Here is an 18,521-nt window from a genome sequence, read left to right as displayed (position 1 = left end):
CATGAGCAACCACCGGCGGGAGACGCCGCTTACCGGGAGCTGGGAGTTCGTCACCGATCCCGACGACGAGGGCCGCACGGCAGGCTGGTCGGAGCCGGGGGCCGACTGGCCCGACCGCGCGACGACCGTCGAGGTTCCCCACGCCTGGCAGGAACTGGACGCCTATCGGGAGTACACCGGGCGGGCCTGGTATCGCCGGACGTTCGCGGCCGACCCCGGAGCGGGCGAGCGCGTGCTCCTCCGGTTCGGCGCGGTCGACTACGAGGCGACGGTCCGGGTCAACGGCAAGGAGGTCGGCTCGAACCGCGGGGGGTACCTCCCGTTCGCCGTCGACGCCACCGACGCCGCGACCGCCGGGGAGAACGAGCTCGTCGTCGAGGTGGTCGACCCCGATGACCTGAGCGAGATCCCCCACGGGAAACAGGGCGAACCCTGGTACACCCGCGTCAGCGGGATCTGGCAGCCGGTCTCCCTCGAGGTCGTCCCGGCACTGCGGGTCGCCGGTCTCCGGGCGACGCCCGACCTCGCGGACGACTCGGTTTCGGTCGCCGTCGACGTGATCGGGTCCGGAACGACGGGGACGACCGCGCTGTCGGCGGCGATCGAACTCCGCCGGGAGGGGGACGTCGTCGCGAGCGCCGACGCGCCGATCGAGCGGGGCCAGGGCTCGACGACGATCGCGCTTGCAGACCCCGACTACTGGTCGCCCGAGGAGCCCGCACTGTACGACGTCGGCGTCGCCCTCGAGCGCGAGGGAGAGGTCGTCGACTGCTACGAGGACTACTTCGGGATGCGAAGCGTCGACGTGGACGACGGCCAGGTCCACCTGAACGGCGAGCCCTACCCGATCCGGGGTGCTCTGGACCAGGGCTACTATCCCGAAACCTTCTACCGGCCGTTCGAGCCCGACCTCTTCGCCCGCGAGGTCGAGATCGCGAAGGACCTCGGCTTCAACCTGTTGCGAAAGCACATCAAGCCGGCCCACCCCGACTTTCTGGAGGCCGCAGACCGCCAGGGACTGCTCGTCTGGGAGGAGCCCGCGAACCCGACGGTCCACACCGAGCGCTCGCGCCGGGAGGTTCGAGATCAACTGTTCGGAATGATGGACAGAGACTACAACCACCCGAGCGTCGTCGTCTGGAGCCTCTACAACGAGGAGTGGGGGATCGGCAACCCCCAGGGACTCGACGACGAGACCTCGCTATGGGACGACGAGGACAAACAGGAGTACCTCGTGGACCTCTACGAGGAGACCCGCGAGTGCGATCCGACGCGGCTGGTCTGCGATAATTCCGGCTGGGCCCACGTCGCGACCGACGTCAACGACTACCACGAGTACTTCGTCAGTCCCGATCGAGCGGGCGCGTGGGACGACCGCCTTGAGGCGCTCGCGACCTCGCCCGAGGAGAACTACGCGGCGACCGAGACCGATCCCGCCGCGGCCCCCCTGATCGTCTCCGAGTTCGGCACCTGGGGGATGTGCGACGCGCCCGCGATCGAGGAGTTCTATGGAGGACGGCCGCCGTGGTACGACCACGAGTTCCTGGACGGGCTCAAACGGCCCGCGGGCTACCGTGGCCGCTTCGAGGCGTCGCCGCTTCCCGACGTCTTCGACGACTGGTCGGATCTCGCGACGGCCTGGCAGTACCGGGAGTACCGCTCGATCAAGGACGTCATCGAGCGGATGCGGGTCCACTCCGGGGTCGACGGCTACGTCATCACCGAGTTCTCGGACATCGAGTGGGAGTTCAACGGGCTCCTGGACTACCGCCGCGAACCGAAGGCCTTCGCCGAGGAGTTCGCCCGGATCAATAGTCCGAGACTGCTCCGGATCGATCCGGCCTCCCACGCCATCGAGGCCGGCGGGGAGCTACGGGCGGATCTCGTCGTCGTCAACGACTCCGCGGACCCCATCGAGGGCGACGTCGAGTGGTCGGTCTTCGAGAAGTCGGGAACGATCCCGGTCGAAGTCCCGGCGTTCGCCACCGAGCGGATCGAGGGTGCGGTTTCGGCTCCGGTTCCGTCGTCGGAAACGCCGCTGGGTGACGAGGTTCGCGTCTCCCATCCGAGGGCGCCGGACAACGACGAGCCGATCACCGTCGTCCCCGAGCCGGCGCCCGGGAACGATCTCACGGTCTACGCCGACGGGGAGGCCCTCGCCTCGCGGGTCGCCGCCCTCGGCTTCGAGACGGCCGACGCGCTCGAGGCGGCCGACGCCGCCGCCGTCGTCGATCCCGACGAGTCGGTCAGGGCGTACGCCGAGAGCGGCGGACGGGTCGTCGTCGTCCCCGACGCCGACGGCTCGATGGCCGACGACGAGTTCTTCGCCTACCGGGAGCTGCCCGAAACCGAGAGCTGGAACCTGGTGGCCTCGCTTCTCTACGCCGTCGACCTCCCCGAGTACGTCGACCGGGTCCCGGGCTGGGAGCTCAAGGGCTGCTATCCGTACGCGGTGGCGATGGAGGTCGACGGCGACGAGGTTCGCCTCGGCTATCTCGAGGGCTGGCTCTCGAACCGGGCGGCGGCGGTCTCTACCCGTGAGGTCGGCGACGGAACGGTGACGGCGTGTACGCTCCGGGTCGGTTCGGGGGACCAGCCGGTCGGACGGGCGTTGCTCGCGGACCTCCTCGAAGGCCTCCCTTAGTCCGCATCGGTCCCCCGGCGCCCTCGTTCAGTCCAGCTCCGGCAGGTACGCCGCGTTCGCCTCGAGCAGCTCCTCGGTCATTTCGTGGATCTCACCCAAGGACAGCTCGGCGGCGGTCAGCGGGTCGAGCTTGACCGCCCGGTGGACCGCATTGCGGTCGTTCTCGACGGCACCCTGGATCGCGAGTTGCTGGACGTTGACGTTCGTCCGGTCCAGTGCGGCGAGTTCGGTCGGGAGGTCGCCAACTGAGCAGGGGTGGACGCCGGTCCCGTCCACGAGGCAGGGGACCTCGACACAGGCGTCGTCGGGGAGGTTCGAAATCGCGTCCGTCCGGTTGGAGACGTTCAGGTTCAGCCGGCGGGTGGTGTCGGTCTCGAGCGAATGGATCATCCGGGAGGCGTACTCCTCGGAGCGTTCGATCCCGATGTCCTCCGTATCGACGTCGGCGAGGGCACCGTCCCGGTCGTCTGAGCGTTCCTTCCAGCCCTCGAGGTAGGTCGCGGTCTCCATGCGTCCGGCGTAGTCGGTCCCCGTCATCGCCTCGATCGTGTCGGGATCGGTCCGGAAGTAGGGGACGTACTCGCTCATGTGGTGACTCGACTCGGTGACGAACGCGCCGAAGTGTTTCAGCATCTCGAAGCGGACGGTGTCGCGCTCGTAGATCTCGTCGTCGGCCATCGCCTCCCGGAGTCGGGGATAGAGGTCCTCGCCGTCGTGCTCGAGGGTGAGAAACCACGCCATGTGGTTGATGCCGGCGACCCAGTAGTCGAGTTCCTCCTGGGCCACCCCGAGATAGTCGGCGATCGCTTCGGCCGTGTGGGGAACGCTGTGACAGAGGCCGACGGTCTCGACGTCGGTCGCCTCGTGGATCGCTCCACAGCAGATCGCCATCGGGTTCGTGTAGTTCAGGAGGAGGGCGTCGGGACAGAGCTCCTCCATGTCCGCCGCGATGCCGAGCATCGTCGGGATCGTCCGCAGACCACGGAAGATCCCGCCCGGCCCTAACGTGTCGCCGATCGCCTGCTCGACGCCGTATTTTTCGGGGATGCGGATCTCGTTTTCGAACGGCTCGGTGCCGCCGACGTTGATCATATTGAGGACGTAATCGGCACCCTCCAGAGCCTCCCGGCGGTCGGTCGTCGCCTCGATCGTCGCCCCGACGTCGCCGTTGTCGACCATCGCGCGGGCGACGCGGGCCGTCTGCTCGAGTCGGTGCTCGTCGACGTCCATCAGGACGATCTCGCTGTCGGCGAGTTCCGGAAACGAGAGGAGATCGCCGACGAGCGTCTTCGCGAACACCATGCTTCCGGCCCCGACGAACGCGATCCGTGGCATGTGGGTTCCCTCCGAGGTGGCGTTCATAAATCTATCGTCGTTGTCCGTCTCGACCGGCGTTTCGGGACGGGTGGTCGAAAGCGATCCACCCCATAACTACCAGTATAGGTTAATAGATGGCCTAAGTATGTCTCTGGTTCCGTATGGGATCGATCCTGCTTCGGATACAGAGCATTATGGAGCGTCAGTGGGTACATACTGCCGTATCGAGGCCAATATTCGTCTGTTTCGGTCTAGGCTCGATATCGACTGCCTTCTCGCCGTATGCGTCCGTATCTCGGGAGAACGGAATCAGGCCACCCGGACGAACGAAGTATACGAGATCAGAATGGAATTGGGAATAGTCCGATTTTCGTATCTCAGACCGAGAGGCCGGCGTGCCATCGATCGACGCCGGCCTCTCGTTTCACTTCGTCCATCCGGGCCAGAAGGGTAACCGCCAGCGAGGCGGTTTCTGCGGCCCGGAGTTCGCCTTCCGTCCGGAACTCGCCGGTCTCGCGGTTGGCGTAGACGCTACAGACCGCGCCGGCCCGCAGACCGTAGATCGACGCGAGCGTGAGGATGGCGCTGGCCTCCATCTCGATGTTGGTGACGTTGGCCTCCCGGAGATCGGAGACGAGGTCGTCGCTTCCGGCGGCCGAAAAGCCCTCGAAGCCAGGTCGTCCCTGGCCCGGATAAAAGGAGTCGGCGCTCATCGTGATCCCGGTGTGGTAGTCGTATCCCAGCCGTTCGGCGGCGGCGACGAGCGCCGAGACGACCTCGTAATCGGCGCTCGCGGGGTAGTCCTCGCGGACGTACTCCTCGCTGGTTCCCTCCTGGCGGACCGCGCCGGTGGTGATCACGAGGTCGCCGACCGACGCCTCCTCGCGGATCGATCCACAGGAGCCGACCCGGATGAGCGTGTCGACGCCGACCCGGGCGAGCTCCTCGACGGCGATCGCCGCCGACGGGCTGCCGATCCCCGTCGAGGTGACCGAGATCGGCGTTCCCTCGTGGCTGCCGGTGACGGTGCGGTACTCCCGGTGGTGAGCCCGTTCCTCGCCGTCGTCCCAGCAGCCGGCGATCTTTTCGACGCGCTCGGGGTTGCCCGGCAGGAGGACGCTATCGGCGACGTCCTCGGGGCCGACCTCGAGATGGTACTGTACCTCCGCGTTCGGGTCCTCGCTGTCGCCTGGCATGGAGATGACTTGCGGCGGCGGCGGCATATACGTGCGGGACATCGAGCCGCGGGGCGGATCGCTCCCGACGAAAAGACATTACTACCCCGAGGGAGTGGGAGGGGGTATGCCGCTTCAGACGCCGCCGTTGCGCGGGCTCCACGCCGAGCGGGGCGCGAAGTTCACGGAGTTCGGCGGCTGGGACATGCCGGTCGAGTTCGACTCGATCCGCGCCGAACACGAGGCGGTACGGGAGCAAGCAGGGATCTTCGACGTCTCCCACATGGGCGAGATCCACGTCACGGGACCGGACGCGACTCGGCTGATGAACCGGCTGACGACCAACGACGTGACGGTCCTCGAGGTCGGCGACGCCCAGTACACGACGATCACCGACGAGGAGGGGCTCCTGATCGACGACACCGTCGTCTACCGCTTCCCCGACGAGGACGGCGAGGCGGCGTATCTGTTCGTCCCTAACGCGGGCAACGACGAGGCGACCCACGAGCGCTGGATCGACCACCGAAACGAGTGGGAGCTCGACGCGACGATCGACAACCGGACCGACGAGTACGCCATGTTCGCGGTCCAGGGGCCCGACGCCCCCGTCCTCGTCGGCGAGGTCACGACGGGATCGGTCGCCGACATCGGCCGGTTCGAGGCCAGGGAGGTCGAGATCGAAGGGATCGAGTGCTGGCTCGCCCGCACCGGCTACACCGGCGAGGACGGCTTCGAGATCCTCGCGCCCTGGCGGGAGGCGACGACGGTCTGGGGCGCGTTCGACTGCCAGCCCTGCGGCCTGGGCGCCCGCGACACCCTTCGCCTGGAGGCCGGCCTCGTGCTCGCGGGCCAGGACTTCGACCACGAGTCGAATCCCCGAACGCCCTACGAGGCCGGCCTCGGATTCACGGTAAAACTCGACACCGAGTTCGTCGGCCGGGACGCCTTGGAGCGAGCCAAAGAGGAGGGCGTCGAGGAGGAACTCGCCGGCTTCCGGCTGGTCGATCGGGGCGTCCCGCGCCACGGCTACGACATCACGAACACCGACGGACGCGTGATCGGCGCGGTCACGAGCGGGACGATGAGTCCCACCCTTGAGGCCGCCATCGGGCTGGGTTACGTCCCCGTCGAGTACGCCGACCCCGGCACGACGCTCCGGGTCGTCGTCCGGGGTCAGTCGAAGAAAGCACGCGTCGAACCGCTGCCCTTTATCGAGACACAATGAGCTTCGAACCACCAACCGACAGACGGTATCTGGAATCGCACGAGTGGGCCGCGCCCGCCGAGGCCGACGGACGCGTCCGGATCGGAATCACGGACTTCGCCCAGGACGAACTCGGCGACGTCGTCTTCGTCGAACTCCCCGACGAGGGAGAGACGATCGAGGCCGGCGAGGAGTTCGGCGTCATCGAGTCGATCAAGGCCGTCTCCGATCTCTACGCGCCGGTTTCCGGCGAGGTCGTGGCCGTCAACGAAACGCTGTTCGACTCGCCGGAACTCGTCAACGACGACCCCTTCGGGGAGGGCTGGATGCTCGAGGTCGAGACCGAAGCGGAGTCCGACGACCTCCTCTCGGCCGAGGAGTACGAGAAACAGATCGCCTGACTCCGGGAACCGGTCTCGGCCGGTTACCACGCCCGCTCGAGGACCTCCTCTACCCCCCCGGCCGTCGGCTCCAGGCCCGGCGGCGCGTTCGCCATGAACCGGTCCTCGAGGGTCGCCCGCGCGATCCCGGGAAACGTCTCCCGGGAGACGCCTTCGAGGTCCCGGAGCCGACTCGGTAACCCGAGCGCGTCCCGGACGCTCGCGACCCGATCGACGACTTCCTCCGCGATCGCCTCCTCCGAACGTCCTTCCCGGGGGACGCCGAGAGCCTCCGCGAGCAGGTCCCGGCGGGCGTGGGTATGCTCGAAGAGGTACGCGAGGGCGTGGGGGACGACGACCGCGTGGGCGACGCCCTGCTGGACGTTCCCGTGATCGCGCAGCGCGTGGCCGAAGGCGTGGACGACCGACAGCGTCGAGCCGCCGGGTCGGGAGATCCCGTACTGAACCAGGAGAGCACCCTCGAGGGCCGCCGCGACCGCTTCGATCGGCGGGTTCTCGGCCTCGCCGATCCCCTCGAGGCCCTCCCGGAACCGCGAGAGCCCCCGCATGGCGGTCGCGTCGGTGATCGGGGTCCGGTCGGGGGCGTACAGCGTCTCGATCCCCTTGTCGAAGCCGTTCATCGCCGATCCCGCGAGCACTCTCCTGGGGGTGGTCGCCACCAGTTCGGGATCGTAGACCGCCGCCGCGGGCATCAGTCGGGGGTCGGAGACGCCGCCAGTTGCGGAGCCGTCGTCGGTCTCGACGGTGATTCCCGCTCCCTGGGAGAGGTCGGCGCCGGCGAGCGTCGTCGGAACGGAGACGATCGGGAGGAGGTCGCCGTCGGGGACTGTAATCGTTCCGCGCTCTTCGAGCTCGTCGGCGACCGTCTCGAACGGACGGTCGTCGGCCGCGAGGACGCTCGCGAGTTTCGCGACGTCGAGGCTGCTCCCGCCGCCCAGCCCGACGAGGACGTCGGCGCCGACCTCGCTGACGGCCTCGGCCGCCGCGGCGGCAGTCGAGAGGCGCTTCTCGGGGGTAGTCTCGGCGAAGACGCCCGCGAGCCGGTCGCCCAGGCCCTCCCGAACGGGGCCGATCACCGCCTCCGTCTCGCCGACGGTCGAGCCACAGACCACGAGCGCACGCCCGAGATCCTGCTCTCGGAGTTCCTCGGCCAGATCGTCGGCGGAGCCCCTGCCGAAGCGGATCGCGGGCGGGTCGTAGGCGAACCGGCCGGCCCGCGGACGGGCGTCGGTGCTGTCGTCCATGTCCCGTCCTTGGCCGTTCGAAGTGAAGTATGCGGCGGCGAGTAACCCCGGCGTCAGCGGGTAACCGTTTCGTCAGGAAGACATAACCGACGGTGGAGCCTACCCGGTAACACGATGATATCGACAGCGACAGCCGGCGGACCCGCAGGGAGGGGACGATGAGCGACGCCGTCCCCGGGATCCACCACGTCACCTTCGTCGCGGGCGACCCCGAACGGAACCTCGACTTTTACACCGAGGTCCTCGGCCTGCGGCTGGTCAAGAAGACGGTCAACTTCGACGATCCCTCGACGTACCACCTCTACTACGGCGACGAGGTCGGCTCTCCTGGGACGATCCTCACCTTCTTCCCCTTCGGCGAGGGACGGTCGGGACGCTCCGGGAGGGGACAGGCGACCGCGACCCGGCTCGCGGTCCCCGAGGGAAGCCTCGCGTACTGGCGCGAGCACCTCGCCGACCGTGGGGTCGATCACGAGCCCCTCGACGGTCGGGACGGCCTCGCCGTCTACGACCCCGACGGCCAGCGCCTCGAGCTCGTCGCCGGTTCCAACGACGGAATCGAGCCCTGGGACGGGGGATCGGTGCCGGCCGAACACGCGATCCGGGGCGTCGAGAGCGTCACCCTTCACCCCACGGACCCCGAAGCCACGGAGGAGGTCCTCGAGGAACTGGGCTACGAGCGCCGCGAGGACGACGGCGACCGGATCCGGTTCGAGGCACCCGGCGACCGCTCGACCGGAATCGAGGTGCGGACCGACGACGCTCCCGCCGGAACCGGGGGACCGGGCACCGTCCACCACGTCGCCTTTCGAACTGCTGACGACGAGAGTCAGGACGACTGGCGCGAGCGCCTCACGACGATGGGCCAGCGGGTCACCCCACGGAAGGACCGCCAGTACTTCCGGTCGATCTACTTCCGGGAGCCCGGCGGGATCCTCTTCGAGATCGCGACCGACGGGCCGGGGTTCGACCGGGACGAGCCCGTCGACGCGCTGGGCGAGGAACTCAAACTCCCCGACTGGCTCGAGGACGACCGCGAGCGAATCGAACGGAGCCTCGCGCCCCTCGAAGACGGGCCCGCGGAGGTGCGGTAGATGGCCCGCGCCCATTCCGGCGAGGACCCCCACGGCGACCAGCCGCTCGTGACTGCGGGCGCGGACCTCGCCGACGCCGAAGCCGCCGTCGTCATGGTCCACGGCCGCGGTGCGAGTGCCAAGAGCATCCTCGGGATGGGCGGCGAGTTCGACGTCCAGGGTGTTGCGTATCTCGCACCCCAGGCCGCGGGAAACACCTGGTACCCCAACTCCTTTCTCGAGCCCATGGAGACCAACCAGCCGGGCCTCGACTCCGGGCTGGCCGCGGTCGGCGCGGCCATCGAGGCGGCGACCGACGCCGGCATCGCCCGCGAGCGGATCATGTTACTGGGGTTCTCCCAGGGCGCCTGTCTCGCAAGCGAGTTCGTCGCGCGAAACGCGACCCGCTACGGCGGCCTGGCCGTCCTCTCGGGTGGACTAATCGGTCCCGAGGGCACCCCTCGGGAGTACGACGGCTCGCTCGAGGACACCCCCGTCTTCGTCGGCTGCAGCAATCGGGATCCACACATTCCCCTGGAGCGGGTAAAGGAGACGACGTCCGTCCTCGAAGACCTGGGAGGGGAGGTGACCGAACGGATCTACGAGGGGATGGGCCACGGGGTCAACGACGACGAGATGGAGTTCGTCTCGGGGATGGTCCGGTCGCTCGCCGGGGACTAATCGGCCACGCGGCGTGGGGCAAACGTCGTTTCCGTCGATGGAAACCATCGCCGGGTATCGTGACGAGCACGATGCCGGAGAGCGGATCGGACCCCGCGTTCGCGGCGGTCGCGTCGCAGTACACCGATATAGTACGTTTTCGGAGTGCGTAGTCGAACATATGAGTGGCCACTCCTTTCCTCGTCGCTCGCCCAGTGGTCGGCATGATCCACGGCATCGACGGGTCGATACCCATCGGAGGACCGACGACCGCCGCCGGCACGGACGAGGCGCTCGAAAGCGGGGAACACCCCTCCCGTCGCGAGAGATGAGTCGGGACCTGCCGTCGTCCTCGCGCGAGGAACTCGACGGGGCCCTCGGGGCGCTCGCGAACGCCTCCCGCCGGGAGGTCCTCCGATCGCTTTCGGTCCCCGATGAGCCCCCGCTCGCCCAGGACGACCTCGTCGGAGCGGCCGACCGGGGGGACGCGATCGAGTTGGTTCACCTCCATCTCCCGAAACTCGAGGACGAGGGCTTGCTCGAGTGGGACCGCGAGGGCGGCGAACTGAGACCCGGCCCCGGGTTCGAGAACGTCAGACCGCTCCTGGAGGCGGTCCGCGACCACGATCGTCCGGACTGAACCCGCCGATCGGCTTTCGCCTGCTGGCGGATCAGCGCTCCCGCTCGCCGACCCGGACGAGCTGTTTGCCGACGTTCTCGCCCGAGAACAGCCCCAGGAAGGCATCGGGAGCGTTCTCGATGTCCTCGACGACCGTCTCGCGATACTGGAGGACGCCCGACTCGACCCACGCCGAGATGGTTCGGGTGGCCTCCTCGAACCGGGGCTGGAAGTCGCTTACGAGAAAGCCCTCGACGCTGGCGCGTTTCTCGATCAGTGTCCCGAGTTTGCGGGGTCCCGTCGGAGCCTCCTCGGCGTTGTACTGGGAGATCTGGCCGCAGACGGCGACTCTGGCGTCGAGGGCCAGCCGCGAGAAGACGGCGTCGGTGATGGGACCGCCGACGTTGTCGAAGTAGACGTCCACGCCGTCGGGCGCGACCTCGTCTATGGCACCGGCGTAGTCGTCGGTCGTCGCGTAGTTGATCCCCGCGTCGAAGCCGAACTCCTCCTCGACTACCTCGACTTTCCGGTCGCTGCCCGCGAAGCCGACGACGTTTGCGCCCTGGAGGGCCGCGATCTGGCCCGCCGCGGAGCCGACGGCGCCGGCCGCGCCCGTGACGACGACGGTGTCACCCGCCCGGGGTTTCGCGATCTCGCGGACGCCGAAGTAAGCGGTCCGGCCGGGCATCCCGAGGACGCCCAGGGAAGTCGAGATCGGCGCCACATCGGGATCGACGGGCTGGAGTCGATGTCCGGAAACGGCCACGTACTCGGCCCACTCGCCGGGGCCGGCCACGACCGCGCCTTCCTCGAGTCCGGTGCCGGATTCGGCGACGACCTCGCCGACGACCGCTCCCTGGAGGGGCTCGCCGACCGCCCAGGGGTCGGCGTAGGACTCGCCGGCGTCCATCCGGCCGCGCATGTAGGGATCGACCGAGAGGAAGAGCGTCCGGACGACGGCCTCGCCGGGGCCCGGATCGGGGACCTCGCGTTCGATCAGGTCGAAGTCATCGCGGTCGGGTTCGCCCTCGGGGCGGTCAGAGAGCAGGAACGCGTGGTTGGTTTCGTTCACACGAACTGGTAGGGCGACGCGGCCCAAGTATTCGGGGTTATCGCGTCATCAGTTCCCACTGCTCGCGGGGGATCTCGTGGGCGAGAGGGTCGCCCGCGAGGTAGTTCTCGGCGTCGTCGAGGACGGCCTCGGTCAGCGGCGGGCGGATCCGCGAGCCGCCGACGTGCGGGGTCAAGAGGACGTTGTCCATCCCTCGGAGTTCGTGGTCTACGGGGAGGGGTTCCTCGTGGAAGACGTCGAGAGCCGCGGAGATTCGCCCCGACCGGAGTTCGGCGAGCAGCGCCTCCTCGACGACGAGTTCCGCCCGGGCGGTGTTGACCAGCAGGGTGTCGTCGTCGAGCGTCGCGAGCCGTTCGGAATCGAGCATCTCGACGGTCTCGGGCGTCCGGGAGGCGTGGATCGAGACGACGTCGGACCCCGAGAGAACCGTCTCGAGATCGGTTCGTTCGGCGAACCCGTACTCTGCGAGGGTACCCTCGGCGAGGTAGGGGTCGTAGATCGTAACCGAGACGTCGAACGACCGGAGGTGAGCGAGGAGGTGCCGGCCGATCGAGCCGAGTCCGACGAGACCGATCTCGGCGCCGATGAGGCTCTCGACGGGGATCGAATCGGTCCCTTTGCCTTCTTTCATCGCCCGATCGAACTCGGGGAGCCGGCGGCGGGCGGCGAGCATCGTCCCGAGGACGTGTTCGGCGACGAACTCCGCCATCGGGTCGTTCGCGCTGACGACCCGGATTCCGGCGTCGTAGGCCGCAGGGGAGGCGATGGTCGCGACGCTGCCGCCGGTGTGGGCGATCAGTTCGAGCGAGTCCGCCCGCTCGACGACCTCGCTCGTGACCTGCGGACTCCCCCAGCCGGTGACACAGACGTCCACCCCCTCGACCCGCTCGCGGAGGTCGACCTCCGTGAGCTCCTCGCTGGCCCACTCGATCTCGCCGATTCCCTCGAGGCGTTCGCGAAGCTCGGGCGGGAAGAAGCTCTCCCTGAGGGTGCCTTCGGATATCGTCACCAGGATCGTGGGATCGGGTTCCATGGCCCTCCCTGATCCCCGTGGATCATCAATCCCTCGACGGGCGAATCACTCGAGGGCGGCGAGTTCTTCGAGAACGTCATCTAGGGGGCGGTTCGTCACCGCGAGCGAGTAGCCGTCGATCCGCGCTAAGTCCTCTGCGTGCTCCCAGAGTTCGTCCTCGGCGATTCCGTGGAGGACGACGGCGTTGGGCGTCGGATTCAGGACTCGCAGAGCGATGCCGACGCCCTCGCCGCGGGTGACGTTCGTAAAGACCAGCGCACGGTTCGTGCTCTGGCCGTAGAGCCGGAAGAACTCCTCGCTGGAGAGCCGAGTGATCGCCTCGATGCTGTCGATGACGGTGTGGCCGCTCACCCGGTCGTCGGTGCCCGAGACGATCTCGGTCGCGTCGATCGCCCCGTGGAGCCGGGAGAGGGGGACCGATCCCGAGTACTCCCGGAGGTCGTAGACGACGTCGCTTTCGAACCCCGCCGAGAGCACCCGGCCGTACTGGCGGATCCGATCACCTCCGCGGCGTTCGTCGATCGCGAGCAGACCGGAGACCAGCCGGGCGACGACGGCGATCCCCGGGCTCTCGCGTCGCCCGCTCTCGTAGTCCGAGATCACCGATGAGGAAACCTCGAGTTCGTCCGCGAGATCCGTCTGGGAGACGTCGAAGTCCGTGCGCCACTTGCGGAGCGTCGCACCGGGGTCGTCGCTCAGGGTGATCTCGCCGGCGATCTTCTCCGCGAGTTCCGCCTTGGCTCCGCGCCCGCTCATGTCTCTTCTCTCGGCGAGTCCGCCCAAGTAGCTACCGAACCCGACCGACAGGCTCAGGGCGGGGGGTTTCGAAGCCCGCCCATGACCACGTCCCCGGAGTCGCCGGAGATCCGTCCCTACGACCCCGAAACCGACCCCGAGGAGCTATGGGATCTCAAGCAGGCCTTCGAGCGCGCCCTCGGGACGGGCACCGGCGGCGCGGAAAAAGAACGGACGTACGAGGACAAACTCACTACCGACTACCGTGAGGGCTACCTCGAGTGGGTCGCTCGCTGTCTCGACGCGGAGCCGGAGGCGGTCATCGTCGCCGCCGGGGAGGAGGGACTGGTCGGCTACGTCTTCGTGCTCCCCGACTCGTTTTCATATGTGTGGGACGCAGCAGTACTAAACGAGTTCTTCGTTGCCGAACCCGAACGCGGAACGGGCCTCGCGGATCGATTGATGGAGCGGGCGGTCGCCGTCGTCGAGAGTCAGGACCTTCCTCTCGAGCGCCTCGTCCTCGACGTCGATCCCGACAACGAACGAGCAGGGGCGTTCTACGAGCGCCACGGCTTCGAGCCCTGGGGGGAGTTGGTCGCGCGTCCGATCGGCGAGGAGTGAACGATGGGTTAGATCGAGATCGCGGGGAAGATTCTTGTCCGTTCCCACTATACTCTGAAACATGTCCGACGTGACGCTGGATGCCCGCGGCCGTCTCACGCTTCCGAAGGACGTACGCGAGCGCCACGGGGATCGGTATCACGTCGTCGAGCTCCACGACGGGATCAAGCTGGTGCCGATCGCCGACGATCCCCTCGAAGCCCTTCGAGAGGAGTTCGAGGGCGTCGAGAAGTCGGCGGACGAACTCCGCGAGGAGGCACGAGAGATGGCACTCGACGAGGCCGGACGGTAGATGTACGCGGAAACGGATTTCCTGCTCGCGCTCGTCAAGGACGACGACTGGCTCGGCGATGCTGCCGTGTCCGTCTATCGGGAGCACAGCGAGGAGCTGTGGACGCCCAGTTCACGCTCATCGAACTCCTCTTAGTCGCCTACCGAGAGGACCGCGACGCCGAACGGGTCGTAACGAATGCCGCCTCTCTCGTCGATGTCCGCGGCGACGTGGAGACGGTCGTCGCCGCAGCGTCGTACGTCGAGGATCGAGGGTTCACGCCGTTCGATGCGCTCCACCTCGTCGAATCGGACGGCGACACGATCGTCTCGAGCGACGGGGCACACGACGATATCGCTCCTCGGCTCGACCTCCGAACCGCGCGCGAGGAGTGACCCTTCGCAACCACTAAACGCGGGAGGGCCCTATCGATTTTCGATGGCCGACTGGACCGAAACGTACCGTCCGACGACCCTCTCGGAGGTCCGGGGCAACGACAAGGCCCGCGACGAACTCGAGGAGTGGGCGGAAACCTGGAGTGACCACCGGAAGGCGGTGATCGTCCATGGTAGCCCGGGGATCGGAAAGACCTCCGCGGCCCACGCGCTCGCAAACGACATGGGCTGGCCCGTGATGGAACTCAACGCGAGCGACGACCGGGGCGCCGACGTCGTCGAGCGGATCGCGGGCGAGGCCGCAAAAACCGGGACGCTCGCCGCGGGCGGCGCGGGACGGCGCCTCGTGATTCTGGACGAGGCCGACAACTTCCACGGCAACGCCGACTACGGTGGCGCGCGGGAGGTCACCCGGGTCGTCAAGGAGGCCAACCAGCCGATCGTTCTCGTCGGCAACGAGTTCTACGACATGAGCCAGGGTCTCAGAAACGCCTGCGAGACGATCGAGTTCCGGGACGTCTCCGCGCGCTCGATCGTCCCCGTCCTCCGGGACATCTGCCGCAAGGAGGGCGTCGAGTTCGAAGAGGACGCCCTCAGGGAGATCGCCGACTCGACGAGCGGCGACCTCAGGTCCGCGATCAACGACCTCCAGGCGGTCGCCGAGAAGGCCGAGACCCTCACCGCCGAGGACGTCGTCACGAGCGAGCGCGACCGCACGGAGGGGATCTTCGACTTTCTGGATACCGTCATCAAGGAGGCGAGCGCCGAGGAGGCCCTGCGGGCCTCCTACGACGTCGATGAGACGCCCGACGACATGATCAACTGGCTCGAGGATAACGTTCCCAAAGACTACGCGGGAGCCGAACTCGCCGACGCCTACGAGTTTCTCTCCAACGCAGACCGGTGGCTCGGACGGGTCCGGGCGACCCAGAACTACTCCTACTGGCGGTACGCGACCGACAACATGACGGCGGGGATCGCGGCCTCCCGCCGCGAACCCAAAGGGGGGTGGACCCGCTACGGCCCGCCGAGTTACTGGTCGAAGCTCGGACGCACCAGTGGCAAACGCGACACCCGGGACTCGATCTCCCGCCGGATCGCCGAACGCGAGGGGACGAGCCTGGCGACCGCCCGCCGGGAGCTCCTTCCGTACCTGAAGACGGTGACCCACCACTGCTCAAACCGCGAGCTGACGGTTCGGATGGCCGCGGCCTACGAGTTAGACGCCGCCGAGGTGTCCTTCATCACGGGCAGCGGCGAGGACACGAACAAGGTCGCCGCGATCGTCGAAGACGCCGAGGAGCGCGTCGGCGACCGGGTTCTCGAGAGCGGCGGCGACGCCTTCGTCGCCCGGGAGAACGACGGGGAGAAGCCGACCGAAGCGACCGACGCCGGCGGTGGCGCGGACGGGAACGGTGAGAGCGGGAACGACGGGGACGGCGAGCGAGCCGACGACGCCGACGGCGCGGCCGAACAGGACGCCGAGGGGGACGACCAGTCGGGACTGAGCGACTTCATGTAGCGAGAGACACGTCGGAACTCCGACCGTCGGTACCGTTAGGGAGGTGGGCGTGGACTCCCCGCGCGGTGATCGAGGATGGGCCCGACCCACGACTGTCTGCTCTGTACCGATAGCTACGACGACCGGGACCGGCTTCGCGTCCACCTCGAGGTCGAACACCGCAAGTCCGAACTCGCGGTCTACGCCGTCGAACACGCCGACCGCGAGCGCTCGACTGACCCCGACGGTCGGTCGCCGCGCTCGCCGTGATGGGAGCGGCGGATCCGTTCTATCGGTGGACGGCGGTATGGTGATGCGATCGAACGGTACATCGTCGTGCTCCTCCGAATCAGACGAGACCGAGGTGGTCGCCGACGGCCCGGAACGCCTCCAGGCAGTCGATCACGTCCTCCTGGTCGTGGGTCGCCATCGGCGCGAGCCCGACCCGCCCCTCTCCGTCGGGAGGCGATCGAACGGCGGCGGCGACGACGCCGCGGTCGTAGAGCTCCTCCCGGAGTTCCCGCGCCCGGGCGGGCTCGTCGATGGCGACCGGCAGGAGCTGTGAGTCGCCTAATACCTCGTACCCCATCGTCCGGAGGCCGTCCCGGAGGTGGGCGACGGTCTCCCAGAGACGGTCTCGGGCGTCGCCGTGACGGGAGACGTGAAGCGCCTCGCTCGCGGCGGCCGCCGCCGGCGGGGCGAGGCCCGCACAGTGGGCGAACTGTGGCGCTCCCTCGACGAGCCGATCGATCAGCGGCCCGCTCCCGGCGACGTACCCCCCCTGGCTCGCGAGCGCCGCCGAAAGGCTTCCGACCTGGACCCGGACGCGGTCCTCGAGGCCCGCGGCTTGGACGACCCCGCCCCCGCCCGCGTAGAGGCCGACGGCGTCGGATTCGTCGACCATCACCCACGCACCGGTCTCCTCGGCGGCGTCGCAGATCCCCTCGATGGGCGCGACGGTTCCGTCGGCGGCGAACGTCGACTCGGTGACGACCAGCCGGGACTCGCCGTCGCGCTTTTCGAGGGTCGCCCGCAGGTCCGACGCCGAGCGGTGGTCGTACTCAAGGTGGGTCGTGCCCGCGAGCCGGCAGCCATCGGCGACTCCGGGGCCGTTCCTGGCATCGGAGACGACGACGTCGGGCCGGAGGGCGGCGATCGTTCCGACGACTGCGGCGTACCTTGAGGGGAAAGCGAGCGCGCGCTCGGTGCCGAGGGTCTCGGCCAGCGCCCTTTCGAGGTCATGGTGGACCATCGTGTCGCCCGTCTCGAGCCGACTCGCGCCCGCGCCGGTGCCGACGGCGGCCGCCGCCTGCCGTGCGGCGTTCTGGACGCGGTCGTCGGCAGTCAGTCCCAGGTAGTTGTTCGAGGCGAACACCAGCCGCTCCTCGCCGTCGAGTACCGGGAGCTCCCCCGCGACCGGGCCGGCGAAGTATCCCCGTTCGGCGACGCGATCGACCGGCCGTAACCCGCCGCCTTCGGACCGCTCTCCCCTCCCGATGTCGAATCCGCGCTCTGCCATCCGGCTGGAGGGACTCGCTCCCCCGGTTTGACTGTCACGGTTCGCCGCCGGGAGCTACTGGGAGACCGCCGACGTAAAGCGCTGGATGAGCGTCGGCTTCGAGGAGCCCTCCGAAACGTCGAACTCCGAGCGGAGGCTCCCGTCCTGGCCCGTGCTCAGGATCTTGATCCCGTGATCGCGCGCGAAGTTCGCGATCGGCTCGTCGACCGAGCCGGAGGTCGTCACGAGGATCGCACTCCCCGTCCCGCGGGCGGTCTGGAGTCGCTCGATGTCCTCTAGGGTCGTCAGGTCGTGGACGTCGACGACGACCGACCGATCCAGCAGCGGGTCCTCGCCGTAGACGTGGATGGTCGTGGTCTCCCCGCCGGCCTCGACGCGCTCGTCGGTTCGAGTCTCGAAGCCGCGGGAGGCGAGTGCCTCCTGGATCGTCTCGCGGGCCTCGAGCTGGGAGACGAGCCACTCGTAGCCCGTCTGGTTCAACCCGTACCGACAGAGCACGCGCTCGGTGCCGTTCTCCAGGAGGGTGATCCGGTCGCAGTCCCGACACCAGAGCCGGTGTTCGGGCGAGGTCGCACACTCCTCGCAGTCGTGACAGGCGTAGCCCTCGGACTCGTAGACGTTGTCCTCGGTCAGCGAGGCATTACAACTCGGACACTCGAGTTGATCGCGCTCGTAGAACTCGTCTCTGGGCCGTTTGGTCTTGCACTCCCGGCACTCGAGCAGTTCGGCCTCGACGGCGTAGGGCGACTCACAGAACGGACAGACCGTCGTGTACTGCATCCCCTCCGTATCACACGACGGACAGATGTAGACCTTCTCCTCGAACTCCTGATAGAGGAGGTCCCGGTCGGCCAGCCCCTCTAGGACCGCGTTGGCCTCCTCGCCGACGGTGCTCTCCGCGTTCGGGTAGGATACCTGGCCCGACTCGTCCACGTCGGGGATGTACTCCTCGACGACGCCATCGGAAAGATCCACGAGCAGTTGAAGTCTATCTGGTGCAACCATATCGCTTCCTGAGCCCCGTTTCTCACGCCCGG

General features: G+C 68.1%; 18 protein-coding genes and 1 pseudogene. 11 read left to right on the top strand and 8 right to left on the bottom strand.

Going from position 1 to position 18,521, the window contains the following annotated elements:
- Nucleotide 1 precedes the first annotated feature (1 nt).
- Nucleotides 2–2,644 carry a glycoside hydrolase family 2 protein gene (locus LCF40_RS08420; RefSeq protein WP_224828116.1) on the top strand — a complete coding sequence of 881 codons (2,643 nt, stop codon included), beginning with the start codon at nt 2–4 and terminating at the stop codon, nt 2,642–2,644.
- 27 nt (nt 2,645–2,671) lie between these two features.
- Here the strand turns inward: LCF40_RS08420 and melA are convergent, their stop codons facing one another.
- On the bottom strand, nt 2,672–3,979 hold the full coding sequence (melA, locus tag LCF40_RS08415; RefSeq protein ID WP_224828115.1) for an alpha-glucosidase/alpha-galactosidase: 1,308 nt from the start codon (nt 3,977–3,979) through the stop codon (nt 2,672–2,674).
- A 359-nt stretch (nt 3,980–4,338) separates the two neighbouring features.
- Nucleotides 4,339–5,157: a nucleoside phosphorylase gene (locus tag LCF40_RS08410; RefSeq protein ID WP_224828114.1), complete on the bottom strand. Its 819-nt coding sequence runs from the start codon at nt 5,155–5,157 to the stop codon at nt 4,339–4,341.
- 106 nt (nt 5,158–5,263) lie between these two features.
- On the opposite strand from LCF40_RS08410, the gene gcvT reads away from it, so the two are divergent.
- Both gcvT and gcvH read left to right on the top strand, forming a co-directional pair.
- Nucleotides 5,264–6,361 carry a glycine cleavage system aminomethyltransferase GcvT gene (gcvT, locus tag LCF40_RS08405; RefSeq protein WP_224828113.1) on the top strand — a complete coding sequence of 366 codons (1,098 nt, stop codon included), beginning with the start codon at nt 5,264–5,266 and terminating at the stop codon, nt 6,359–6,361.
- Complete coding sequence (gene gcvH / locus LCF40_RS08400) at nt 6,358–6,741, top strand: glycine cleavage system protein GcvH (RefSeq protein WP_114576626.1); 384 nt, start codon at nt 6,358–6,360, stop codon at nt 6,739–6,741. Before gcvT ends, gcvH begins: the two co-directional genes overlap by 4 nt.
- A gap of 23 nt (nt 6,742–6,764) precedes the next feature.
- On the opposite strand, the gene LCF40_RS08395 is transcribed toward gcvH, so the two are convergent.
- Complete coding sequence (locus LCF40_RS08395; RefSeq protein WP_224828112.1) at nt 6,765–7,985, bottom strand: iron-containing alcohol dehydrogenase family protein; 1,221 nt, start codon at nt 7,983–7,985, stop codon at nt 6,765–6,767.
- A gap of 158 nt (nt 7,986–8,143) precedes the next feature.
- Here LCF40_RS08395 and LCF40_RS08390 point away from each other — a divergent pair, with 158 nt between their 5' ends.
- The 3 genes from LCF40_RS08390 (at nt 8,144) to LCF40_RS08380 (ending at nt 10,358) form a co-directional block, all read left to right on the top strand.
- The gene (locus tag LCF40_RS08390; protein ID WP_224828111.1) at nt 8,144–9,079 is read left to right on the top strand and encodes a ring-cleaving dioxygenase; all 936 of its coding nucleotides are present in this window, start codon (nt 8,144–8,146) and stop codon (nt 9,077–9,079) included.
- Complete coding sequence (locus tag LCF40_RS08385) at nt 9,080–9,739, top strand: alpha/beta hydrolase (RefSeq protein WP_224828110.1); 660 nt, start codon at nt 9,080–9,082, stop codon at nt 9,737–9,739.
- A gap of 307 nt (nt 9,740–10,046) precedes the next feature.
- Complete coding sequence (locus LCF40_RS08380) at nt 10,047–10,358, top strand: hypothetical protein (RefSeq protein ID WP_224828109.1); 312 nt, start codon at nt 10,047–10,049, stop codon at nt 10,356–10,358.
- Nucleotides 10,359–10,389: 31 nt separating this feature from the next.
- Here LCF40_RS08380 and LCF40_RS08375 read toward each other — a convergent pair whose 3' ends face one another.
- From LCF40_RS08375 to LCF40_RS08365, 3 genes are read right to left on the bottom strand one after another with little or no spacing between them, the layout of a single operon-like run.
- Nucleotides 10,390–11,409 (bottom strand): NADP-dependent oxidoreductase, encoded by a 1,020-nt coding sequence (locus LCF40_RS08375; RefSeq protein WP_224828108.1) that lies wholly within the window; start codon nt 11,407–11,409, stop codon nt 10,390–10,392.
- A 37-nt stretch (nt 11,410–11,446) separates the two neighbouring features.
- Nucleotides 11,447–12,442, bottom strand: coding sequence for a hydroxyacid dehydrogenase (locus LCF40_RS08370; protein WP_224828107.1), 996 nt, complete (start codon nt 12,440–12,442; stop codon nt 11,447–11,449).
- A 45-nt stretch (nt 12,443–12,487) separates the two neighbouring features.
- On the bottom strand, nt 12,488–13,198 hold the full coding sequence (locus LCF40_RS08365; RefSeq protein WP_114576633.1) for a helix-turn-helix domain-containing protein: 711 nt from the start codon (nt 13,196–13,198) through the stop codon (nt 12,488–12,490).
- Between the two features lie 81 nt (nt 13,199–13,279).
- On the opposite strand from LCF40_RS08365, the gene LCF40_RS08360 reads away from it, so the two are divergent.
- From LCF40_RS08360 to LCF40_RS08340, 5 genes and pseudogenes are all read left to right on the top strand, one after another.
- Nucleotides 13,280–13,798 carry a GNAT family N-acetyltransferase gene (locus LCF40_RS08360; RefSeq protein ID WP_224828106.1) on the top strand — a complete coding sequence of 173 codons (519 nt, stop codon included), beginning with the start codon at nt 13,280–13,282 and terminating at the stop codon, nt 13,796–13,798.
- Between the two features lie 61 nt (nt 13,799–13,859).
- Nucleotides 13,860–14,090: an AbrB/MazE/SpoVT family DNA-binding domain-containing protein gene (locus LCF40_RS08355; RefSeq protein ID WP_224828105.1), complete on the top strand. Its 231-nt coding sequence runs from the start codon at nt 13,860–13,862 to the stop codon at nt 14,088–14,090.
- Nucleotides 14,091–14,464, top strand: a pseudogene (locus LCF40_RS08350) (PIN domain-containing protein). It begins immediately after the preceding gene.
- 43 nt (nt 14,465–14,507) lie between these two features.
- Complete coding sequence (locus tag LCF40_RS08345; protein WP_224828104.1) at nt 14,508–15,986, top strand: replication factor C large subunit; 1,479 nt, start codon at nt 14,508–14,510, stop codon at nt 15,984–15,986.
- A gap of 75 nt (nt 15,987–16,061) precedes the next feature.
- Entirely contained in the window at nt 16,062–16,235 is a 174-nt protein-coding gene (locus LCF40_RS08340) for a hypothetical protein (RefSeq protein ID WP_224828103.1), read from the top strand.
- 79 nt (nt 16,236–16,314) lie between these two features.
- On the opposite strand, the gene LCF40_RS08335 is transcribed toward LCF40_RS08340, so the two are convergent.
- Both LCF40_RS08335 and LCF40_RS08330 read right to left on the bottom strand, forming a co-directional pair.
- Entirely contained in the window at nt 16,315–17,484 is a 1,170-nt protein-coding gene (locus LCF40_RS08335) for an aminotransferase class I/II-fold pyridoxal phosphate-dependent enzyme (RefSeq protein ID WP_224828102.1), read from the bottom strand.
- 54 nt (nt 17,485–17,538) lie between these two features.
- Nucleotides 17,539–18,459: a TackOD1 domain-containing metal-binding protein gene (locus tag LCF40_RS08330; protein WP_224828101.1), complete on the bottom strand. Its 921-nt coding sequence runs from the start codon at nt 18,457–18,459 to the stop codon at nt 17,539–17,541.
- Nucleotides 18,460–18,521: the final 62 nt, after the last annotated feature.

Origin of the sequence: Saliphagus infecundisoli, assembly GCF_020177375.1 — an archaeon.
GTDB lineage: Archaea > Halobacteriota > Halobacteria > Halobacteriales > Natrialbaceae > Saliphagus > Saliphagus infecundisoli.
The sequence above is the reverse complement of the archived record's forward strand: the minus strand, read 5'-3'. Positions and strand labels throughout refer to the sequence as shown.